Source organism: Mesorhizobium sp. P2_F8, from assembly GCF_056403655.1.
Map to the genome: position 1 here is coordinate 300,627 of NZ_JBFUFB010000008.1, position 16,575 is coordinate 317,201.

The window sequence follows — 16,575 nt, forward strand, 5'->3', positions numbered from 1 at the left end:
GGGTCTCGTCGGAATCGTCATTCGGCGGCCGATGCCAGCGGCCTGACCCTGGCCATCATCGAGCGCAGCACCGCCGGTTTCAGCGGCTTGTTGATTATCGGAATCTCGAGCCCGCCCGTGGCGGTGCGCACCTCGTTGGAGCGGTCGGCAGTGACCAGCACGGCCGGCAGGGCGTCGCCATGGATCGCGCGCAGCCTGACGATGACGTCGAGGCCGGTTTCACCGTCGAGATGGTAGTCGGCAAGGACGATGTCCGGGCGGTGCATCGTGGCACCCGCCAGATCCCTCGAGCCTGATATCGTGTCGACATTGCAGCCCCAGCCCTCGAGCAGGAGCCGCATGCCTTCGAGGATGCGGGCATCGTTGTCGATGCAGAGCACATGCAGGCCGGCCAGCGAAGCTGTCGCGCGGGCAGGGGCCCTGGTTTCGATCTCGCGTCGCGGCTCCTGCACGGCGGCGACCGGCAGGATGACGGAGAAGCGCGTACCCTTGCCCGGATTTGAGAAGATCCGGATCTCCAGGCGCAACACCCGGGCGATACGATCGACGATGGAAAGGCCGAGACCGAGGCCCTCGGCTTCGCGCGCACCTTCGTCCAGCCGGGTGAATTCGTGAAAGACGGTGTTCAGCTCGTCGCCGGCAATGCCGATGCCGGTGTCGATCACCTGGATTTCGGCCAGGTCGCCGCGACGGCGAACGCCGACCAGCACACGGCCATGGCGCGTGTATTTGATGGCGTTGGAGACGAGATTCTGGATCAGGCGGCGCAGCAGGTTGCGGTCCGTCATCACGGTCAGCGACGACGGCATGATCGTCAGGCCGAGTTTCTTTTCGGCAGCCAGTGGCCGAAAATCATTGCCGATCTGGCGCAGCAATCCGTCGAGGTTGAAGGCGGTGTCGTCCGGCTTCATCGCGCCGGCATCGAGGCGGGAGATGTCGAGCACGGCGCCGAGAATGGTCTCGACCGATTCCAGCGAGGATTCGATGTTGACCGCTGCCTTGCCGGCAGGCCCCTTGCCGGCCTTCTCGATCAGCGACGAGCAATAGAGCCGGGCAGCGTTCAGCGGCTGCAGGATGTCGTGGCCGGCGGCGGCAAGGAAGCGTGTCTTGCCGAGATTGGCCTCCTCGGCCAGCATCTGCGCCTGCGCCAGCTCCTCGTTGACCCGGGTCAACTCCTCGTTGACCCTAGTCAGCTCGATGGTGCGGGTCTTGACGCGCTGCTCCAGCGATTCATTGGCGCGCTTCAGCGCCAGGTCCTGTTCGACGCGTCCGGAAATGTCGGCATAAGTGGCGACGATGCCGCCATCCGGCATCGGGTTGGAACGCAGCTCCAGGATGCGGCCGCTGGCCTTCAACTCCATCTGCCACGGACTGACGAAGCTGGTCAGCCGGTTGAGCATGGCCACACGCTGGTCCGATGGAATGTCGCCGCGCTCGGCAAGATGGCGCAGGATGCGGTCGAGCGAGACGCCGACCTGGCCCATCTCGTCGGGCAGGTCGAACAGCGCGCGGTACTGGCGGTTCCAGCAGATCAGGCGGAAATCGCGGTCGAAAACGGTGATGCCTTGCTCCATCTGGTCGAGCGCGATCTGCAAGAGGTCGCGATTGTGCTGCAGTGCCTCGGTGGCATCGTCGAGCAGCCGGAAGGCATCCCTGGATTCGCGGTCGTGGCGCCGAAACAGCAACGACAGGATCAGCCGTGCCGACGAAGAGCCGACGGCGCTGGCCAGCAATTGCTCGGAAAAGCGGATGACGTCCATGCTCGCCTGCTCTTTGCCGTGCAGCGAGGCGCCGTTGGTCTTTTGGAACGACTGGAAGGAGCGCTCGGTGCGCTCGACGCCGAGATAGCGCGAGATCGTGTCCTTGAGGTCGTTGACGGTGATGGCGGTGCGAAAGCGGCGCAGGCTGGGCATAGGGCCGGCATCGCGCGGCACGAAGATCGACGCCTGGATGCGCTCCAACGGCACCGACGCGCGCGACAGGGAGCCGAGCACGAAGAACACCGCGTTGATCGACAGGCTCCACAAGACGCCGTGGTTCAGCGGTTCGGCGACTGTGCCGAACAGCGCCTGCGGCCGCAGCGCCTCGAAGCCGAACAGCCCGTGCGCGATGATGTCGGTGTCGGGTGCGGCAAGCGATGGAAGCAGCAGCGTGTAGCCCCAGACGAGGATCCCGGCGACCATGCCGAGTGCAGCACCCCGGCCGTTGGCGCCACGCCAGATCAGTCCGCCGATCAGTGCGGGCGCGAACTGGGCGATGGCCGCGAACGACATCAGGCCGATCGACGACAGACGCGCGCTGTTGGTGCTCTCGCGGTAGTAGAGGAAGGCGATGAAAAGCAGGATGAAGATCGCCCCGCGCCGCACATTGAGGATCAGCGTCGACCAATCTTCGTTCTCGGAGGTCGAGGTCTTGAGCAGGCGGCGCACGAACAGCGGAATGACGAGGTCGTTGGAGATCATGATCGACAACGCCACGCTTTCGACGATCACCATGGCCGTTGCTGCCGACAGGCCGCCGATGAAGGCTGCCATCGCCAGCAGATCATGGCCGCTGAACAAAGGCAGCGATAGCACATAGAGGTCGCTGCTGGTCCCGGTGCCGACCAGCGACAGGCCGGCAAAGGCGATCGGCAGCACGAACAAATTGATCGCCACCAGATAGAGCGGAAACACCCATGTCGCGGTGCGCAACTCGGCCTCGCCGCGGTTCTCGACGATGGTGACGTAGAATTGCCGCGGCAGCATGATGATGGCGAAGCCGCTCAGGCAAGTCAGCACCAGCCAGGTGGCAAGCGAGGTGTTGTAGCCCATCGCCTGCCGGACCTGTGCGTTCTGCGCCAACTTGTCGAACATGTCGCCAGGGCCGCCGAAGATCAGGAAGGTGACCATCAGGCCGATCGCCAGGAAAGCGGCGAGCTTGACCACGGTTTCAACCGCAACTGCCAGCACCAGCCCATCCTGGTGTTCGGTGGCATCGGCATGGCGGGTGCCGAACAGCACCGCAAACAGCGCCAGCAGCATGGCGACGACCAGCGAGATGTCGCTGACGAACGGATCGAAGGAGGGTGGCGAGCCGGTGTAATGCTCGACCATCAGGCTGACCGAACCGGAGATCGCCTTCAACTGCAGCGCGATATAAGGCACGGCGCCGATGGTGGCGATCAGCGTTGCGATCGCCGAGACCGTGAAGCTCTTGCCATAGCGGGCGCCAAGGAAGTCGGCGATCGAGGTGATCTTCTCTGTCTTGGCCAGCCGCACGATGCGGTTGAGTAGTGGAAAACCGAACACGAACACCAGCACCGGGCCGGTATAGATGCCGAGGAATTCGAGGCCGCGCTCGGAGGAGAGGCCGACCGAGCCGAAGAAGGTCCAGGACGTGCAGTAGATGGCTAAGCTGAGCGCATAGATGAACGGTCGCGCCCGGCTCGGCCCGGATATCGCCGAGCGGCGGTCGCCCAGGCTGGCGATGGCGAACAGCAGCGTCACATAGGCGATCGCGATGATGACGATGAACAAGCCCTGCACGCTTGGAATTTCCTCCTTTGCCGTCTTTCTATCCGGCTTGTCCGAACGCAATCACAGCTTGGCGTCCGAGTCCATTGCGGCTTTGGAAGCATGGTGGCGACATTCAAACAGCAACCAAGCTGACGTCCAAGGCGCTGCCCGAGGTTCCGCCCGAGGTTCCGTCATGTAAGGAGAAACCGGTTGCTTTCCCCTTTTTGCCCATGTTGCAACCCCAGGTTTTTGTTATGTTGCCCTCAGGTCGATGCCGCAAGGACGGAACGGCAGAGCGGCCGGTCACGACAAGGAGGGTCGAATGCTGAAGGAATTCCAGGAATTCATTTCCAAGGGCAATGTGATGGACCTTGCGGTCGGCGTCATCATCGGCGCGGCCTTTGGCAAGATCGTCACTTCGCTGGTCGACGACGTCATCATGCCGATCGTCGGCGCGATCTTCGGCGGACTGGACTTCAACAACTATTTCTTTGGACTGTCCTCGGCAGTCAACGCCACCGCGCTGGCGGACGCCAAAAAGCAAGGCGCTGTTTTCGCCTATGGCAGCTTCATCACCGCGGTGCTGAATTTCCTCATCCTTGCCTTCATCATCTTCCTCATGGTCAAGGCGGTGAACAACATGCGCAAGCGGCTTGAGGCCGAGAAGCCTGCGGCACCTGCCGCGCCGCCGCCCGCCGACGTTGCGCTGCTGACCGAAATTCGCGATCTGCTCGCCAAGCGCTGACCTGTCGGACAGCTTTGCTGGACCAAAACCCCGGTCGTTTGCGGCCGGGGTTTTCTGTTTTCGCATCTGGTATGGAGCGCTGATTGACGCCCGAGATTGGAACGGACCCGCCATGACCTTGATCGACAGCTTGCGCGCGGAAGCCCGTGCCGCGCCGGAAAGCGGCATTGTCGCCGTTGTCAATTACGGCCGCCTGCGCGAGGGCATGATCCCGCTCTGGGCCGGTGAGGGCGACCTGCCGACGCCTGCTTTCATCACCGATGCCGCGTCAAGGGCGCTGGCCGGCGGCGAGACGTTCTACACTTGGCAACGAGGCATCCCCGATCTCAGGCAGGCGCTTGCCCGCTACTATGCCAGGCATTTCGGCAAGACCTTCCCCGAGGAGCAGTTCATCGTCACCGGCTCTGGCATGCATGCCATCCAGCTGGCGCTCGACGCGCTCGCCGGCGCCGGCGACGAGGTTGTCTATCTGTCGCCGGCCTGGCCGAATTTCGACGCTGCCGCCGCGATATCGGGAGCCGTTCCGGTGCGGGTCACGCTCGATCACTCCGGCAATGGCTGGTCCTGCGACGTCGAGAAGATCGCGGCGGCGATCACGCCGCGCACCAAGGCGCTGTTCATCAACACGCCATCGAACCCGACCGGCTGGACCGCCGACCACGAGACCTTGCAGGCGATCCTCGATCTCGCCCGCGCCAAAGATCTCTGGATCATCGCCGACGAGATCTATTCGCTGTTCCACTACGGCTATGGCCGTGCGCCCTCCCTCCTCGACATCGCGACGGCTGAGGATCGCATCCTGTTCGTCAACAGTTTTTCCAAGAACTGGGCGATGACCGGCTGGCGCGTTGGCTGGATCAAGACCCATCCTGCCTTGCAGCAGGTGTTCGAGAACCTGATCCAGTATTCCAACTCGGGCGTCGCCCAGTTCATGCAGCGCGGCGCGGTCGCCGCCCTTGATGAAGGCGATGGTTTCATTGCCGAACAGGTCGAGCGGGCGAGGAAGGCGCGCGACCTGGTCTGCGGCATTCTCGGGGCTACCGACCGCGCCCGGTTCAGCGTGCCGCAAGGCGCGTTCTATCTGTTCTTCACGGTCGACGGCATCACCGATTCACGGAGCGCCGCTTTCGACATCGTCGACAAGGCCAATGTCGGCCTGGCGCCCGGCACGGCCTTCGGCCCCGGTGGCGAAGCCTTCCTCAGACTGTGCTTCCACCGCCGCCTCGACCAGGTCGAGGAAGCGGCGCACCGGCTGGCGAAGTGGATGAAGACTGTTTGAGAAGGCGGCGGCTTCCGATGCCTGGCTTCAGCCGCCCGACTTGGGCACCAGCAGTGGAATGATCCGGTCGCTCTTGGCGACCGAGGGGCGACCAGCGGAGCCATAGGGTATGCCCAGCGCATCCCAGGTCTCGATCAGCGCGTCCTGCAGTTCGGCGATCAGCGCGTCGGAATGGAACGGCGTCGGCGTGATACGCAGCCGCTCCGTGCCGCGCGGCACGGTCGGATAGTTGATCGGCTGGATGTAGATGCCGTGCACGCCAAGCAGGCGGTCGCTCGCCATCTTGCAGAGTTCCGGGTCGCCGACCAGCAGCGGCACGATATGCGTCGGCGACTCCATCACCGGCAGGCCAGCGGCCGAAAGGATCTGCTTGGTTCGCGTCGCCTGCCGCTGCTGCGCGTCGCGCTCGGCTTGCGAGCGCTTGAGATGGCGGATCGACGTGGTCGCGGCGGCGGCGATCGCCGGCGGCAGGGCCGTGGTGAAGATGAAGCCCGGCGCATAGGAGCGCACGGCGTCGATCACAGCACTGGTGCCGGTGATGTAGCCGCCCAGCGTGCCGAACGCCTTGGCCAGCGTGCCTTCGATGATGTCGATGCGGTCGGCCAGCCCCTCGCGCTCGGTGATGCCGCCGCCGCGCGATCCGTACATGCCGACGGCATGGACCTCGTCGATATAGGTCATGGCGTTGTGGCGCTCGGCGAGCTCGACGATCTGCCTGATCGGCGCGATGTCGCCATCCATCGAATAGACGCTTTCGAAGACGATCAGCTTGGCGCGTTCGCGGCCCGCCGCCTGCAGCAGGCTTTCCAGATGCGCGACGTCATTGTGACGGAAGATCTTCTTTTCCGCACCCGAGCGCCGCACGCCTTCGATCATCGAAGCGTGGTTCAACTCGTCCGAGATGATCAGGCAATTGGGCAAAAGCCGCGCGATGGTCGAGATCGACGCTTCGTTCGAGACGAAGCCGGAGGTGAAGACGAGGGCCGCCTCCTTGTCGTGCAGGTCGGCAAGCTCCAGTTCCAGCTCGACCAGCGGGTTGCTGGTGCCGGAAATGTTGCGGGTGCCGCCGGCGCCGGAGCCCATCTTGCCCGCCGCATTCTGGAACGCGGCGATGACATCGGGATGCTGGCCCATGCCGAGATAGTCGTTGGAGCACCAGACGGTGATTTCCTCGGCGCGCCCATTGGAACGCCAGATGGCGCGCGGAAACTTGCCTGCAATGCGCTCGAGGTCGGCGAAGACGCGGTAGCGACGCTCGGCATGGAGCTGGTCGATCGCTTCCTCGAAGAACCGCTGATAGTTCATGTCGACTTCCCAATTTTGCGCGGGATCATAATCATTGGCCCATTGGTCGTCCACCGGGCCTTTTTGGTCAAAATGCCACGCCCCGGACCTGTTCCTAACGACCACGGATCGTGGCCTATTCCATTGATGTGGATCAATTTTGTTTCAGGATGATGCCACATGCCGATGATGCCGGTTACCAAGGGTTGTAATGGCCATGCGGCAGGCTTTCCAGTAAGGCGGTGGTTGAGACAGTTTCCGATAAATCTTGAGATGCGAGGACTGGGATGACGGTTTTGGTAACAGGCGGTGCCGGCTATATCGGCAGTCATATGGTCTGGGAGTTGCTGGATGCCGGCGAGAGCGTGGTCGTTCTCGACCGCCTCTCCACCGGCTTCGAATGGGCAGTGGCGCCGGAGGCGAAGCTGGTGGTTGGCGATGTCGCCGACAGGGAACTGGTCGGCTCGATCATCAGGGACAACAAGGTTGATGCGATCATCCATTTTGCCGGTTCCATCGTGGTCCCGGAATCGGTCGCCGATCCGCTCGGCTACTACGAGAACAACACCTGCAAGACGCGCACGCTGATCGAGACCGCGGTGCGCGAGGGCGTGCCCAATTTCATCTTCTCTTCGACCGCGGCCGTCTATGGCGGCGCCGGGCTGGAGCCGGTGCGCGAAGATGCCCGCCTGGCTCCCGAATCACCCTATGGCCTGTCCAAGCTGATGAGCGAATGGATGCTGCGCGATGCGGCGATCGCGCATGGCCTCCGCTACACCGCGCTGCGCTACTTCAACGTCGCCGGCGCCGATCCGAAGGGCCGTACCGGCCAGTCGACGCCCGGCGCCACCCATCTGATCAAGGTCGCTTGCGAAACGGCACTCGGCAAGCGCCCGTTCATGCAGGTGTTCGGCACCGATTATCCGACGCCGGACGGCACCTGCATGCGCGACTATATCCATGTCAGCGATCTGGCGGCGGCGCATCGCCTTGCCCTGCAGCGGCTGCGCGACGGCGGCACAAGCCTCGTCGCCAATTGCGGCTACAGCCATGGCTATTCGGTGCTCGAGGTCATCGACAGCGTGCGGCGTGCCTTTGGGCATGATTTCGAAGTCAAGATGGGCGCTCGCCGTCCCGGCGATGCCGCGGCAGTGGTCGCCAATTCGGATCTCGCCCGCGCCGAACTCGGCTGGACCCCGCAACGCGACGATCTCGACCAGATCGTTGCCGACGCGCTCGCCTGGGAGCGCATCCTGACTGGCAAGAACTCCGCACGGGGCTGAGCCGGGTCCTCCCGAGGGCTCGCAAGGCGCCCAGCGAAGCGCTATTGAAGGCATTCGCGGCAGGGCGCTGTGCCGCGAAGAGCTTTGGGGGATGGTATGAAAATAACGGTGCTTGGAGCCGGCGTCGTCGGTACGGCGGCCGCGTACTATCTGGCCTGCGACGGCCACGAGGTCACCGTGATCGAGCGCCATCCGGCGCCGGCGCGCGGCACCAGCCAGTCGAATGCCGGCCTGGTATCGCCGGGCGACGCCACCGCCTGGGCCTCGCCGGCGGCGCTGAAGACATTCCTGCGAGCGCTCTATAACCATGATCTCGGCATCAAGGTGCGACTGCGCTTCGATCCCTATTTCCTCGCCTGGAGCCTGCGCTTCCTGCGCCAGTGCACGAAAGAGCGCTTGCGCGCCAACAGCCGGGTCAAGCTGCGCCTGGCGCTCTATTCCCGCGACTGCATCAACGCCATCTCCGCCGATACCGGGATTGGCTATGACGAGCGCAAGAAGGGCATCCTCTATTTCTTTCGCTCGCAGCACAGTCTCGACACCGGCACCGACAATTACCGCTATCTGGCCGAGCATGGCCTGCCGATCGAGATCGTCGGCCGCGACCGGCTGATCGAGCTTGAACCGGGTCTTGCAGGCGTGAAGGAAAAGATCGCCGGCGGCGTCTATTCGCCGATCGACCAGACCGGCGATTCGCGGCAGTTCGTGGAAAAGCTGGCGGCTCATGCTGCCGAAAAGCTCGGTGTTAGATTTCTCTGCGGCACGACGGTCGAGGGCCTCGCCATCGAGGGCGACCGGGTGGGTGCGGTGATGACCTCGGCCGGTCCGATTACCGGCGATGCCGTGGTCATCTCGATGGGACCGGAGAGCGGCCTGCTCGGCCGCCGCTACGGCATCGACCTGCCTGTCTATCCGGTGAAGGGCTATACGGCGACAATCCCCCTGGAGGACGAGAGCAAGGGTCCGACCATGGGCGGCGCCGACGAGGACCAGCTGATCGCCTATTCCAGGCTGGGCAACCGGCTGCGGCTCGCTTCGACCGCCGAATTCACCGGCTTCGACCRCACCCACAAACCAAGCGACTTCGCGGCCATGTTCAGGACGGGCAAGGATCTCTTCCCCGGCGCCTTCGACGAGAAGAAGGCCGAACTCTGGGCTGGGCTGCGGCCGATGATGCCCAACTCGGTGCCGGTCATAGGCCAGGCGCGCTACAAGAACCTCTATCTCGACACCGGGCACGGCCATGTCGGCTGGACCATGGCTTGCGGCTCGGGGAAATTCCTTGCCGATCTGGTCGCCGGCCGCAAGCCGGAGATCGACCCACAGGGACTGGTCTACGGAGGCTAGGAATGTCGGGACCGCAAGTCGCCATCGACCTTGGCCGCATCGAGCGCAACACGCGCACGATCGTCGAGCGTTGCGCGCTGTCGGGCATCAAGGTGTTCGGCGTCACCAAGGGCACCTGCGGCATGCCGCAAGTGGCGCGCGCCATGCTGCGCGGTGGTGTCGCCGGCATCGCCGAATCGCGCTTCGAGAACATCCGCCGGCTGCGTGACAGCGGCATCAACGCGCCGATCATGCTGCTGCGCAGCCCGCCTATGGCGCGTGTCGAGGAAGTGGTGCGGACCGTCGACATCAGCCTGCAGTCGGAACTGACCATCATCCGCGAGATTTCGCGCATCGCCGAGCGCATGGGCCGCGTCCACGACATCATGCTGATGATCGACCTCGGCGATCTCCGCGAAGGCATCTGGCCGAGCGATCTGATCCCAACGGTCGAGCAGATATTGCAGTTCAAGGGCGTGTGCATCGCCGGCATCGGCACCAATCTCGGCTGTTTCGGCGCCATCATGCCGACGCAGGAAAATCTCGGCCAGCTCGTCGCCCACGCCTACAAGACCGAGCGCCTGTCCGGCAAAAGCCTCGACTGGATTTCCGGCGGCGCCTCGTCATCGCTGCCGCTGCTGCTCGAAGGCAAGCTGCCGGCCGGCATCAACAATCTGCGCGTCGGCGAGGCGATCCTGCAAGGCGGCGTCGAAACCTTCCGCGATGTGCCGTGGGCTGAACTCGAACCCGACGCCTGCCGCCTGACCAGCGACATCATCGAGGTCAAGCTCAAGCCGTCACGGCCGATCGGGCAATCCGGCTACGACGCCTTCGGCAACCAGCCGGTCTTCCCCGACGAGGGCGACAGGCTGCGCGCCATCGCCAATATCGGCCGCGAGGACGTGCTGGTCGAGGGACTGACGCCGATCGCCAAGGGGGTGCGGGTGCTCGGCGCCTCCAGCGACCATCTGCTGCTGGATGTGGCCGACGCCGACCCGCCGCCGGCCGTCGGCGACCGCGTCGCCTTCCGCATGAGCTATGGCGCCATGCTGCTGGCGATGACCTCGGAATATGTCGAAAAGGCCCCGATGCACGATGTCGAGGACTTTTCCGGCCGCAAGATGGTGTCGATACTGGCGGAACAGGGCGCCGCCGGTATCCTGGCTCGGGAAGGAACCGGCGCGCGGCTCGAAGCGATGAATTTCGATGTCGTCGAACTGGCCGATATCGAGCGGCCGCCGTCGGGGCTGATACGGCTGGCGGCGGGTGCCGACCGTCGCATCGCGCACAAGGCGCTGACCGCAACGGCGCGCGCGACGCACTCCTTCGGCCTGATCTGGATCGATTCCATCGCCGCCCTGATGCCCGAGGACGAGGACGGCATCGATCTGCCGGAACGCTCGGTGCTGGCCCGCGCGCTCGGCCTCGACCACAAGGCGGGCGCGCTGCAGCCGCAGCTGTCGCCGGAAAATGTCGTCATCATCGGCCTGCGCCACGCCGATCCGGCGGAAGCGCGGGTGCTCAAGGATTCGCGCGTCTCGGCCTTCACCATGACCGACATCGACGCCATGGGCATGCGCGACCTGATGCACGAAGCGATCCGCATCGCCACCTCAGGCACGCAGGGTTTTCATGTCAGCTATTCGGCTGATGTCACCGAATTCGCCGGCTGGGCGGCGGGTTCCGGTGGCCTCACTTTACGGGAAACCCATCAGGCGATGGAGGCGATCGCGCTGTCCGGCGGGCTGTTGTCGATGGATGTTTCGGGCCTGACCGCAGATCTGGAGCCGCGGATCGGCACCGATACGGTCAACCTCGTGATGTCGGCCTTCGGCAAGCGGATATTGTGATCAGCATTGCGCTTCGACCGCTGCCTGCCATGCACTGACATAATCAGCCCAGGCCGGATCGGTCGGCGGCCCCATTCTCTCGCCTTTACCGTGGGCCGTTACCCGGTCCGTTGCCAGTAACGCGGCGCCGATGCTGGTGCCGGTGGCGGCCTCTGACGCGACAACGGCGCGCGCCGTGCTGGCCGCCAACATGCTGACGAAGAGCCGGTTGCGGGCAAAGGGCCCCTCGATCGTGGTCGGTCCGTCGGCGCCAATCAGGTCGAGGCAGGCCGCCGTCATCAGCGCCAGATAGAACGAGATGGCGGCAAAGCGCTGCCCATTGCTCATGCCTTCGGTGTTGAGCCATGTCGCGGCATGATGCGGGAACGGCCCCGACCCTTGCTGGGTCGAGGGCAGCAGCAACGTCTTTTGCGTCAGCACGGCGCCGACATCAGCTTCGGTCCAGTTGTCCGGCTGGCCATCGGTCAGCAGGGAAAATTCGCGGCCACCCATGAAGCGCGCCGAAGGGACGGGATCGCCCAGTGCGCTGACATTGACCAGCGTATCGCGGGCCGCGTCCAGCACGATCTGTTTGCCGCCGACCGCCATCGACACCACCCAGGTGCCGGTCGAGACCACGGAGAAGGGTGGCGCGTCGGACAGAAGATGCGGCAGCAGCGAGGCGTTGGAATCGTGCAGGCCGCAGAACACCGGCGTCTGCGGAGCGAGCCCGGTCCGCGCGGCGAGCGCAGGCAAGATCGGGCCGAGGCGGTCCTTGGCTGGCCGCACCGGCGCCATCAGCTCGCGCCAACCCAGGCGATCGACCAGCGACGAAAAGTCGGCTGTCCACGGGTTCCAAAGATCGGTGTGGCAGCCGAGCGAGGTCACCTCGTTGGCGGCGACGCCAGTCAGGTGCAAGGCCCAGTACTGCGGATACATCAGCATCGCGGCGGCCTTGGCAAACTCCGCCGGGAAGCTTTTCTGCTGCCAGAAGAATTGCGCGCCGAGATTGAGGCCGAGCGGCAGCCGCGGCGTGCCGGTCTCGGCGAAGGATGGGCGGATCGCATCATAGTCCGCTGCCAGCCCGTCGGGGCCGTCGAACTCATAGTCGAGCACCGGCAGCACCAGTTCGCCCGCGGCGTCGACCAGCGCGCCCGTCGCGCCATGCGTGGTGATCGAAATGGCGTCGATGCGCTGTTCGCGGTTGATGTCGGCAAGGCTGTCGAGGATGAACGTCCACAACGCCTCGACATCGTGATGAGGATAGGGCGCCTGCCGCGCCGGCGCATTGGCCATGCGGCGCAGCGCGACCTCACTCAACGTCGCGAGATCGACCAGCGCCACCTTGGCATTGGTCTTGCCGATGTCGATGACGGCGATGTGGCGCATTGCGCTCATGCCATGTGGAACACGGTTTCCAGCGGCACGGCCACCGGCTCGTTGTCCGGCTTGGTCTCCATGATGTCGGCCATGTGAGCCCACCAGCGCTGCATCACCGGATGCCTCGGCAGATCGCCCATGCCATGGCCGTCTCGCCGCCACAGCACGCCAAACAGGATGTTGGTCTCTTCGTCGAGGTGGATCGAATAATCGGAAATGCCCGCCTGCTTCAGGAGAGCGACCAGCGACGGCCAGATATCGTCGTGACGCTTCTTGTATTCGGGCTTCATGCCCGGCTTGAGCTTCATCTTGAACGCGTATTTCTCAGCCATCATCGTCCTCCGCGCAGCCGCCGCCAGACGATCGGCAGCGCGATGACGACAATCAACAGCAGGCCGATGAAGATCGACATGACGATGCCGGGCACGTTGAGCAGGCCAAGCCCGAAGGTCACCAGKCCCATGATGAAGGCGGCAAGCACGACGCCCAAAATGCTGCCGGCGCCGCCCAGGATGCTGACGCCGCCAAGCACCACCATGGTGATGACTTCGAGCTCATAGCCCTGAGCGATCGACGGCCGCGTCGAGCCGAGCCGCGAGGTGATCAGCACCGAGGCGATGCCAGACATCAGCCCGGTCAGGCAAAACAGGATGAACTTGATGCGGCCGACGCGCACGCCGGAAAACTGCGCCGCGACCGGATTGTTGCCGATGGCAAAGACGCGGCGGCCGAAGCTCGTCCGGTGCAGCACGAGCCAGTAGACGATAGCCGCGATGAGGAAGAGCACCAGCTCGAACGACACCACCCACCACACATAGCCCTGACCGAAGAAGGCAAAGCTTTCGGGGTAACCCTTGTAGGCCTGGTCGCCGAGGATGATGAAGGCGATACCGCGAAACAGGCTCATCGTGCCGATGGTCACGACGATCGACGGCAATCCCAGCCTTGTGACCAGCAGGCCATTGAAGGCGCCGCAGCCGAGCCCGACGACGATGCCGATCAGCACCAGCACCGGCGTGCCGGCGCCGGCCTGCACCGCCATGCCCATCATGGTCGACGCCAGCGCAATGATGGCGGCGACCGACAGGTCGATCTCGCCGGAAATGATCAGCAGCGCCATGGCGAAGGCGATCAGACCCTTCTCGGTGAAGTTGAAGGTGAGATCCGACAGCGAATAGGGATCAAGGAAATAGGGCGAGGCGAAGCTGTTGATGGCGAAGATGGCGACGGCCACCACGACCAGCAACGCTTCCCAGGAGAAGATCGCCGAGCTCAGCGGCTTGTCGAGCCGGTCGGGAATGTGGCGCGGGGCAGGGATTTCGGTCATGTCACCGCCTCCACTTTTCGCAGGATGATGCGGCCCTGCTGGCGTTCGCTGCGCGCATTGAGCACGACGGCAAGGATGATGGCGCTGCCCGAAATCGCCATTTGCCAGAAGGGCGAAATGTTGATCACCGGCAGCGCGTTTGAAATGATGCCGAGAAACAACGCGCCGAGCACCGCGCCGCCGACCGAGCCGATGCCGCCGGCGATCGAAATGCCGCCGATGACGCAGGCGGCGATAATGTTGAGCTCATAGCCATTGGCGACTTCGACCGAGGCGATCACGTAGCGTGATATCCAGAGATAGCCGGAAAGGCCGCCGATCATGCCGGAGATGCAAAAGACGATGAATTTCGTCCGGCCGACATCGATGCCGGCATAGACCGATGCCGTCGGGTTGACGCCGATGGCGTAGATCGAGCGGCCGAGTGCCGTGCGCGTCATTAGGACGAAGAACAGCGCGATCACCAGGATGGCGATCCACGACAGCACCGGAATTCCGAGGAAGGCGGCACGCTGAAAGCCGATGAAGTCGGGGCTCATCTTGTCGGCATTGACCCAGGCGCCGCCGGACAGGACGAAAGTGGCGCCGCGATAGATGGTCAGCGTGCCCAATGTCACCACGATCGAGGGTATGTTCAGCCGCCAGACCAGCAGGCCGTTGATGGCGCCGAGCACCAGACCGACGACCAGTGCAATGACGATCAGCAGCGGGATCGGGATTGCCGGGTGCGCTGCGTTCAGCATCGCCACCACCATGCCGGTGAAGCAGAGGTTGGACGCCATCGACAGGTCGATCGACCGGGTCAGGATGACAACCATCTGGCCGAGGGCCAGGATCATCAGGATCGAGGTGTCGTTGAACACCTGGCGCAGATTGCCGGGGTCGGCGAAGGCTGGGAAGCGTGTCGAGATCAGTCCGATCAGCACGACGATGGCCGCAAGCAGCCAGATTTCGCGGTATTTGAGAAAGGCTTTCATGCCGCGATCCCCGCTGCCGTCCTGACCAGCGTCTCGGCGTCCAGTTCCTTGTTGTCGTAGACCGCCGCGACAAGGCCTTCGCGCATGACGACGACGCGGTCGGACATGCCGAGGATTTCGGGCAATTCGGACGACACCATGATCACCGACAGGCCTTGCGCCACCAACTCGGCCATGAAGCCGTGCACGGCGGCCTTGGAACCGATGTCGATGCCCTTGGTCGGCTCGTCAAGGATGATCACCTTGGGCGCGGTCGCCAGCCATTTCGCGATGACGATCTTCTGCTGGTTGCCGCCCGACAAAGTGCCGACATCCTGGCTGAGCGAGGAGGCGCGCAGGTCGAGCCGCTCGGTGTAGGAGCGGGCGAGCGCGAACTCCTCCGACAGCCGCAGCAGGCCGGATTTGGAGGTGCGCTTGAGCGAGGGCAACGAGACGTTCTGGAAGATCGGCAGGCCGATCACCACGCCTTGCTTGCCGCGCTCCTCCGGCACGTAGACGATGCCGGCATCGATCGAATCCGCCGCCGATTTCGGTGCGATCGTCTTGCCTTCCAGGGTGATCGTGCCGCCTGTGGTGCGGGTGATGCCGGAGATCGCCTGCATCACCTCGCTGCGCCCGGCGCCGACAAGGCCATAGAAGCCGAGGATCTCGCCCCTGTGCAATTCGAAGCCGATGTCGTTGAATTCGGTCGGGTGCGACAAGCCGGAAACGGAAAGCACCGGCGCGCCAATCTCGGCCTTGCGCTGCGGAAAGATGTGGTCGACGGAGCGACCGACCATCATGCGCACGATCTGGCTCTGCCCCGCATCCTTGATCAACCCTTCGCCGACCATCTCGCCATCGCGGAACACCGTGTAGCGGTCGGCGATGCGGTAGATCTCGTCGAACTTGTGGCTGATGAACAGGATCGCCTTGCCTTCGCTCTTGAGGAACTCGATGAGCAGGAAAAGCTCCTCGATCTCCTTCATCGAAAGCGCGGCTGTCGGCTCGTCCATGATGACGATCTGCGCGTCTATCGACATCGCACGGGCGACGGCGACGAGATGCTTGTTGGCGATGCCGAGGTCCTTCAGCCTTGTGTCGGCGTCGATATGGCCGGCGTGCATTGTATCGAGCACTTCGCGCGCATTTTTGCGCATCGTGCGCCAGTCGATAGTGCCCAAGCGCGTGCGCGGCGCGTGGCCGAGAAAGATGTTTTCAGCCACTGTCAGGTCGTCGAACAGCACGGTTTCCTGATGGATGGCGGTGACGCCATAGCCGAAGGCGGCGTGCGCGCTGGGCAGAGTGACGGCCTGGCCGTCAATGCTGATGGTTCCAGTATCGGGCTGATAGATACCGGTCATGATCTTGACCAGCGTCGACTTGCCGGCGCCGTTTTCGCCGATCAGCGCTGTCACCTGGCCCGGATAGAGCGACAGGCTGACATCGTGCAATGCGCGCACGCCGGGAAAGCTCTTCGAGACGCCGGACAGCGCCAGGCGTGGGGCTGCGTTACCCACCCCCTTGTGGGGAAGGTCGCAAACAATTTGAGCGGGGTGGGTGTTGTCTAGCATATCAAGGTCCTGGTGTGTGGAGATGTCGCCACCCCCACCCCGTCTCGCCGATTTTGCTGCGCAAAGCTGGCTCGCCGACCCTCCCCACAAGGGGG

At 64.0% G+C, this 16,575-nt stretch carries 12 protein-coding genes; 5 read left to right on the plus strand and 7 right to left on the minus strand.

What is annotated here, in order from left to right:
• Positions 1 to 17: 17 nt before the first annotated feature.
• The gene (locus AC1DZP_RS21515) at positions 18 to 3,527 is read right to left on the minus strand and encodes a PAS domain-containing hybrid sensor histidine kinase/response regulator (RefSeq protein ID WP_477305175.1); all 3,510 of its coding nucleotides are present in this window, start codon (positions 3,525 to 3,527) and stop codon (positions 18 to 20) included.
• Between the two features lie 292 nt (positions 3,528 to 3,819).
• On the opposite strand from AC1DZP_RS21515, the gene mscL reads away from it, so the two are divergent.
• Positions 3,820 to 4,242, plus strand: a complete 423-nt coding sequence (gene mscL, locus AC1DZP_RS21520; protein WP_095084257.1) for a large conductance mechanosensitive channel protein MscL — start codon at positions 3,820 to 3,822, stop codon at positions 4,240 to 4,242.
• A gap of 112 nt (positions 4,243 to 4,354) precedes the next feature.
• Positions 4,355 to 5,521: a pyridoxal phosphate-dependent aminotransferase gene (locus AC1DZP_RS21525; protein WP_477305177.1), complete on the plus strand. Its 1,167-nt coding sequence runs from the start codon at positions 4,355 to 4,357 to the stop codon at positions 5,519 to 5,521.
• Positions 5,522 to 5,548: 27 nt separating this feature from the next.
• Here the strand turns inward: AC1DZP_RS21525 and hemA are convergent, their stop codons facing one another.
• Positions 5,549 to 6,826 (minus strand): 5-aminolevulinate synthase, encoded by a 1,278-nt coding sequence (gene hemA, locus AC1DZP_RS21530; RefSeq protein ID WP_477305179.1) that lies wholly within the window; start codon positions 6,824 to 6,826, stop codon positions 5,549 to 5,551.
• 266 nt (positions 6,827 to 7,092) lie between these two features.
• Here hemA and galE point away from each other — a divergent pair, with 266 nt between their 5' ends.
• The 3 genes from galE (at position 7,093) to AC1DZP_RS21545 (ending at position 11,264) form a co-directional block, all read left to right on the plus strand.
• Positions 7,093 to 8,088 carry a UDP-glucose 4-epimerase GalE gene (gene galE, locus AC1DZP_RS21535; protein WP_477305181.1) on the plus strand — a complete coding sequence of 332 codons (996 nt, stop codon included), beginning with the start codon at positions 7,093 to 7,095 and terminating at the stop codon, positions 8,086 to 8,088.
• A gap of 96 nt (positions 8,089 to 8,184) precedes the next feature.
• Complete coding sequence (locus tag AC1DZP_RS21540; protein WP_477305183.1) at positions 8,185 to 9,435, plus strand: D-amino acid dehydrogenase; 1,251 nt, start codon at positions 8,185 to 8,187, stop codon at positions 9,433 to 9,435.
• A 2-nt stretch (positions 9,436 to 9,437) separates the two neighbouring features.
• Positions 9,438 to 11,264 carry an alanine racemase gene (locus AC1DZP_RS21545; protein ID WP_477305185.1) on the plus strand — a complete coding sequence of 609 codons (1,827 nt, stop codon included), beginning with the start codon at positions 9,438 to 9,440 and terminating at the stop codon, positions 11,262 to 11,264.
• Here AC1DZP_RS21545 and AC1DZP_RS21550 read toward each other — a convergent pair whose 3' ends face one another.
• The 5 genes from AC1DZP_RS21550 to AC1DZP_RS21570 are packed head-to-tail and all read right to left on the minus strand — an operon-like array spanning position 11,265 to position 16,480.
• Entirely contained in the window at positions 11,265 to 12,641 is a 1,377-nt protein-coding gene (locus AC1DZP_RS21550; RefSeq protein WP_477305187.1) for an FGGY-family carbohydrate kinase, read from the minus strand.
• On the minus strand, positions 12,638 to 12,955 hold the full coding sequence (rhaM, locus tag AC1DZP_RS21555) for an L-rhamnose mutarotase (protein ID WP_477305189.1): 318 nt from the start codon (positions 12,953 to 12,955) through the stop codon (positions 12,638 to 12,640). The genes AC1DZP_RS21550 and rhaM overlap by 4 nt, the downstream gene beginning before the upstream one ends.
• Positions 12,955 to 13,950, minus strand: coding sequence for an ABC transporter permease (locus AC1DZP_RS21560; RefSeq protein WP_477305191.1), 996 nt, complete (start codon positions 13,948 to 13,950; stop codon positions 12,955 to 12,957). The genes rhaM and AC1DZP_RS21560 overlap by 1 nt, the downstream gene beginning before the upstream one ends.
• Positions 13,947 to 14,927, minus strand: a complete 981-nt coding sequence (locus AC1DZP_RS21565; RefSeq protein ID WP_477305193.1) for an ABC transporter permease — start codon at positions 14,925 to 14,927, stop codon at positions 13,947 to 13,949. Before AC1DZP_RS21565 ends, AC1DZP_RS21560 begins: the two co-directional genes overlap by 4 nt.
• Positions 14,924 to 16,480, minus strand: a complete 1,557-nt coding sequence (locus AC1DZP_RS21570; RefSeq protein WP_477305195.1) for a sugar ABC transporter ATP-binding protein — start codon at positions 16,478 to 16,480, stop codon at positions 14,924 to 14,926. The genes AC1DZP_RS21565 and AC1DZP_RS21570 overlap by 4 nt, the downstream gene beginning before the upstream one ends.
• Positions 16,481 to 16,575 lie beyond the last annotated feature (95 nt).

Excerpts from the sequence above, each read along its gene's own strand:
- AC1DZP_RS21570 (WP_477305195.1), bottom strand. The coding sequence starts at position 16,480 with ATGCTAGACAACACCCACCCCGCTCAAATTGTTTGCGACCTTCCCCAC.
- AC1DZP_RS21525 (WP_477305177.1), top strand. The coding sequence starts at position 4,355 with ATGACCTTGATCGACAGCTTGCGCGCGGAAGCCCGTGCCGCGCCGGAA.
- mscL (WP_095084257.1), top strand. The coding sequence starts at position 3,820 with ATGCTGAAGGAATTCCAGGAATTCATTTCCAAGGGCAATGTGATGGAC.
- AC1DZP_RS21565 (WP_477305193.1), bottom strand. The coding sequence starts at position 14,927 with ATGAAAGCCTTTCTCAAATACCGCGAAATCTGGCTGCTTGCGGCCATC.
- AC1DZP_RS21550 (WP_477305187.1), bottom strand. The coding sequence starts at position 12,641 with ATGAGCGCAATGCGCCACATCGCCGTCATCGACATCGGCAAGACCAAT.
- galE (WP_477305181.1), top strand. The coding sequence starts at position 7,093 with ATGACGGTTTTGGTAACAGGCGGTGCCGGCTATATCGGCAGTCATATG.
- hemA (WP_477305179.1), bottom strand. The coding sequence starts at position 6,826 with ATGAACTATCAGCGGTTCTTCGAGGAAGCGATCGACCAGCTCCATGCC.
- AC1DZP_RS21545 (WP_477305185.1), top strand. The coding sequence starts at position 9,438 with ATGTCGGGACCGCAAGTCGCCATCGACCTTGGCCGCATCGAGCGCAAC.
- rhaM (WP_477305189.1), bottom strand. The coding sequence starts at position 12,955 with ATGGCTGAGAAATACGCGTTCAAGATGAAGCTCAAGCCGGGCATGAAG.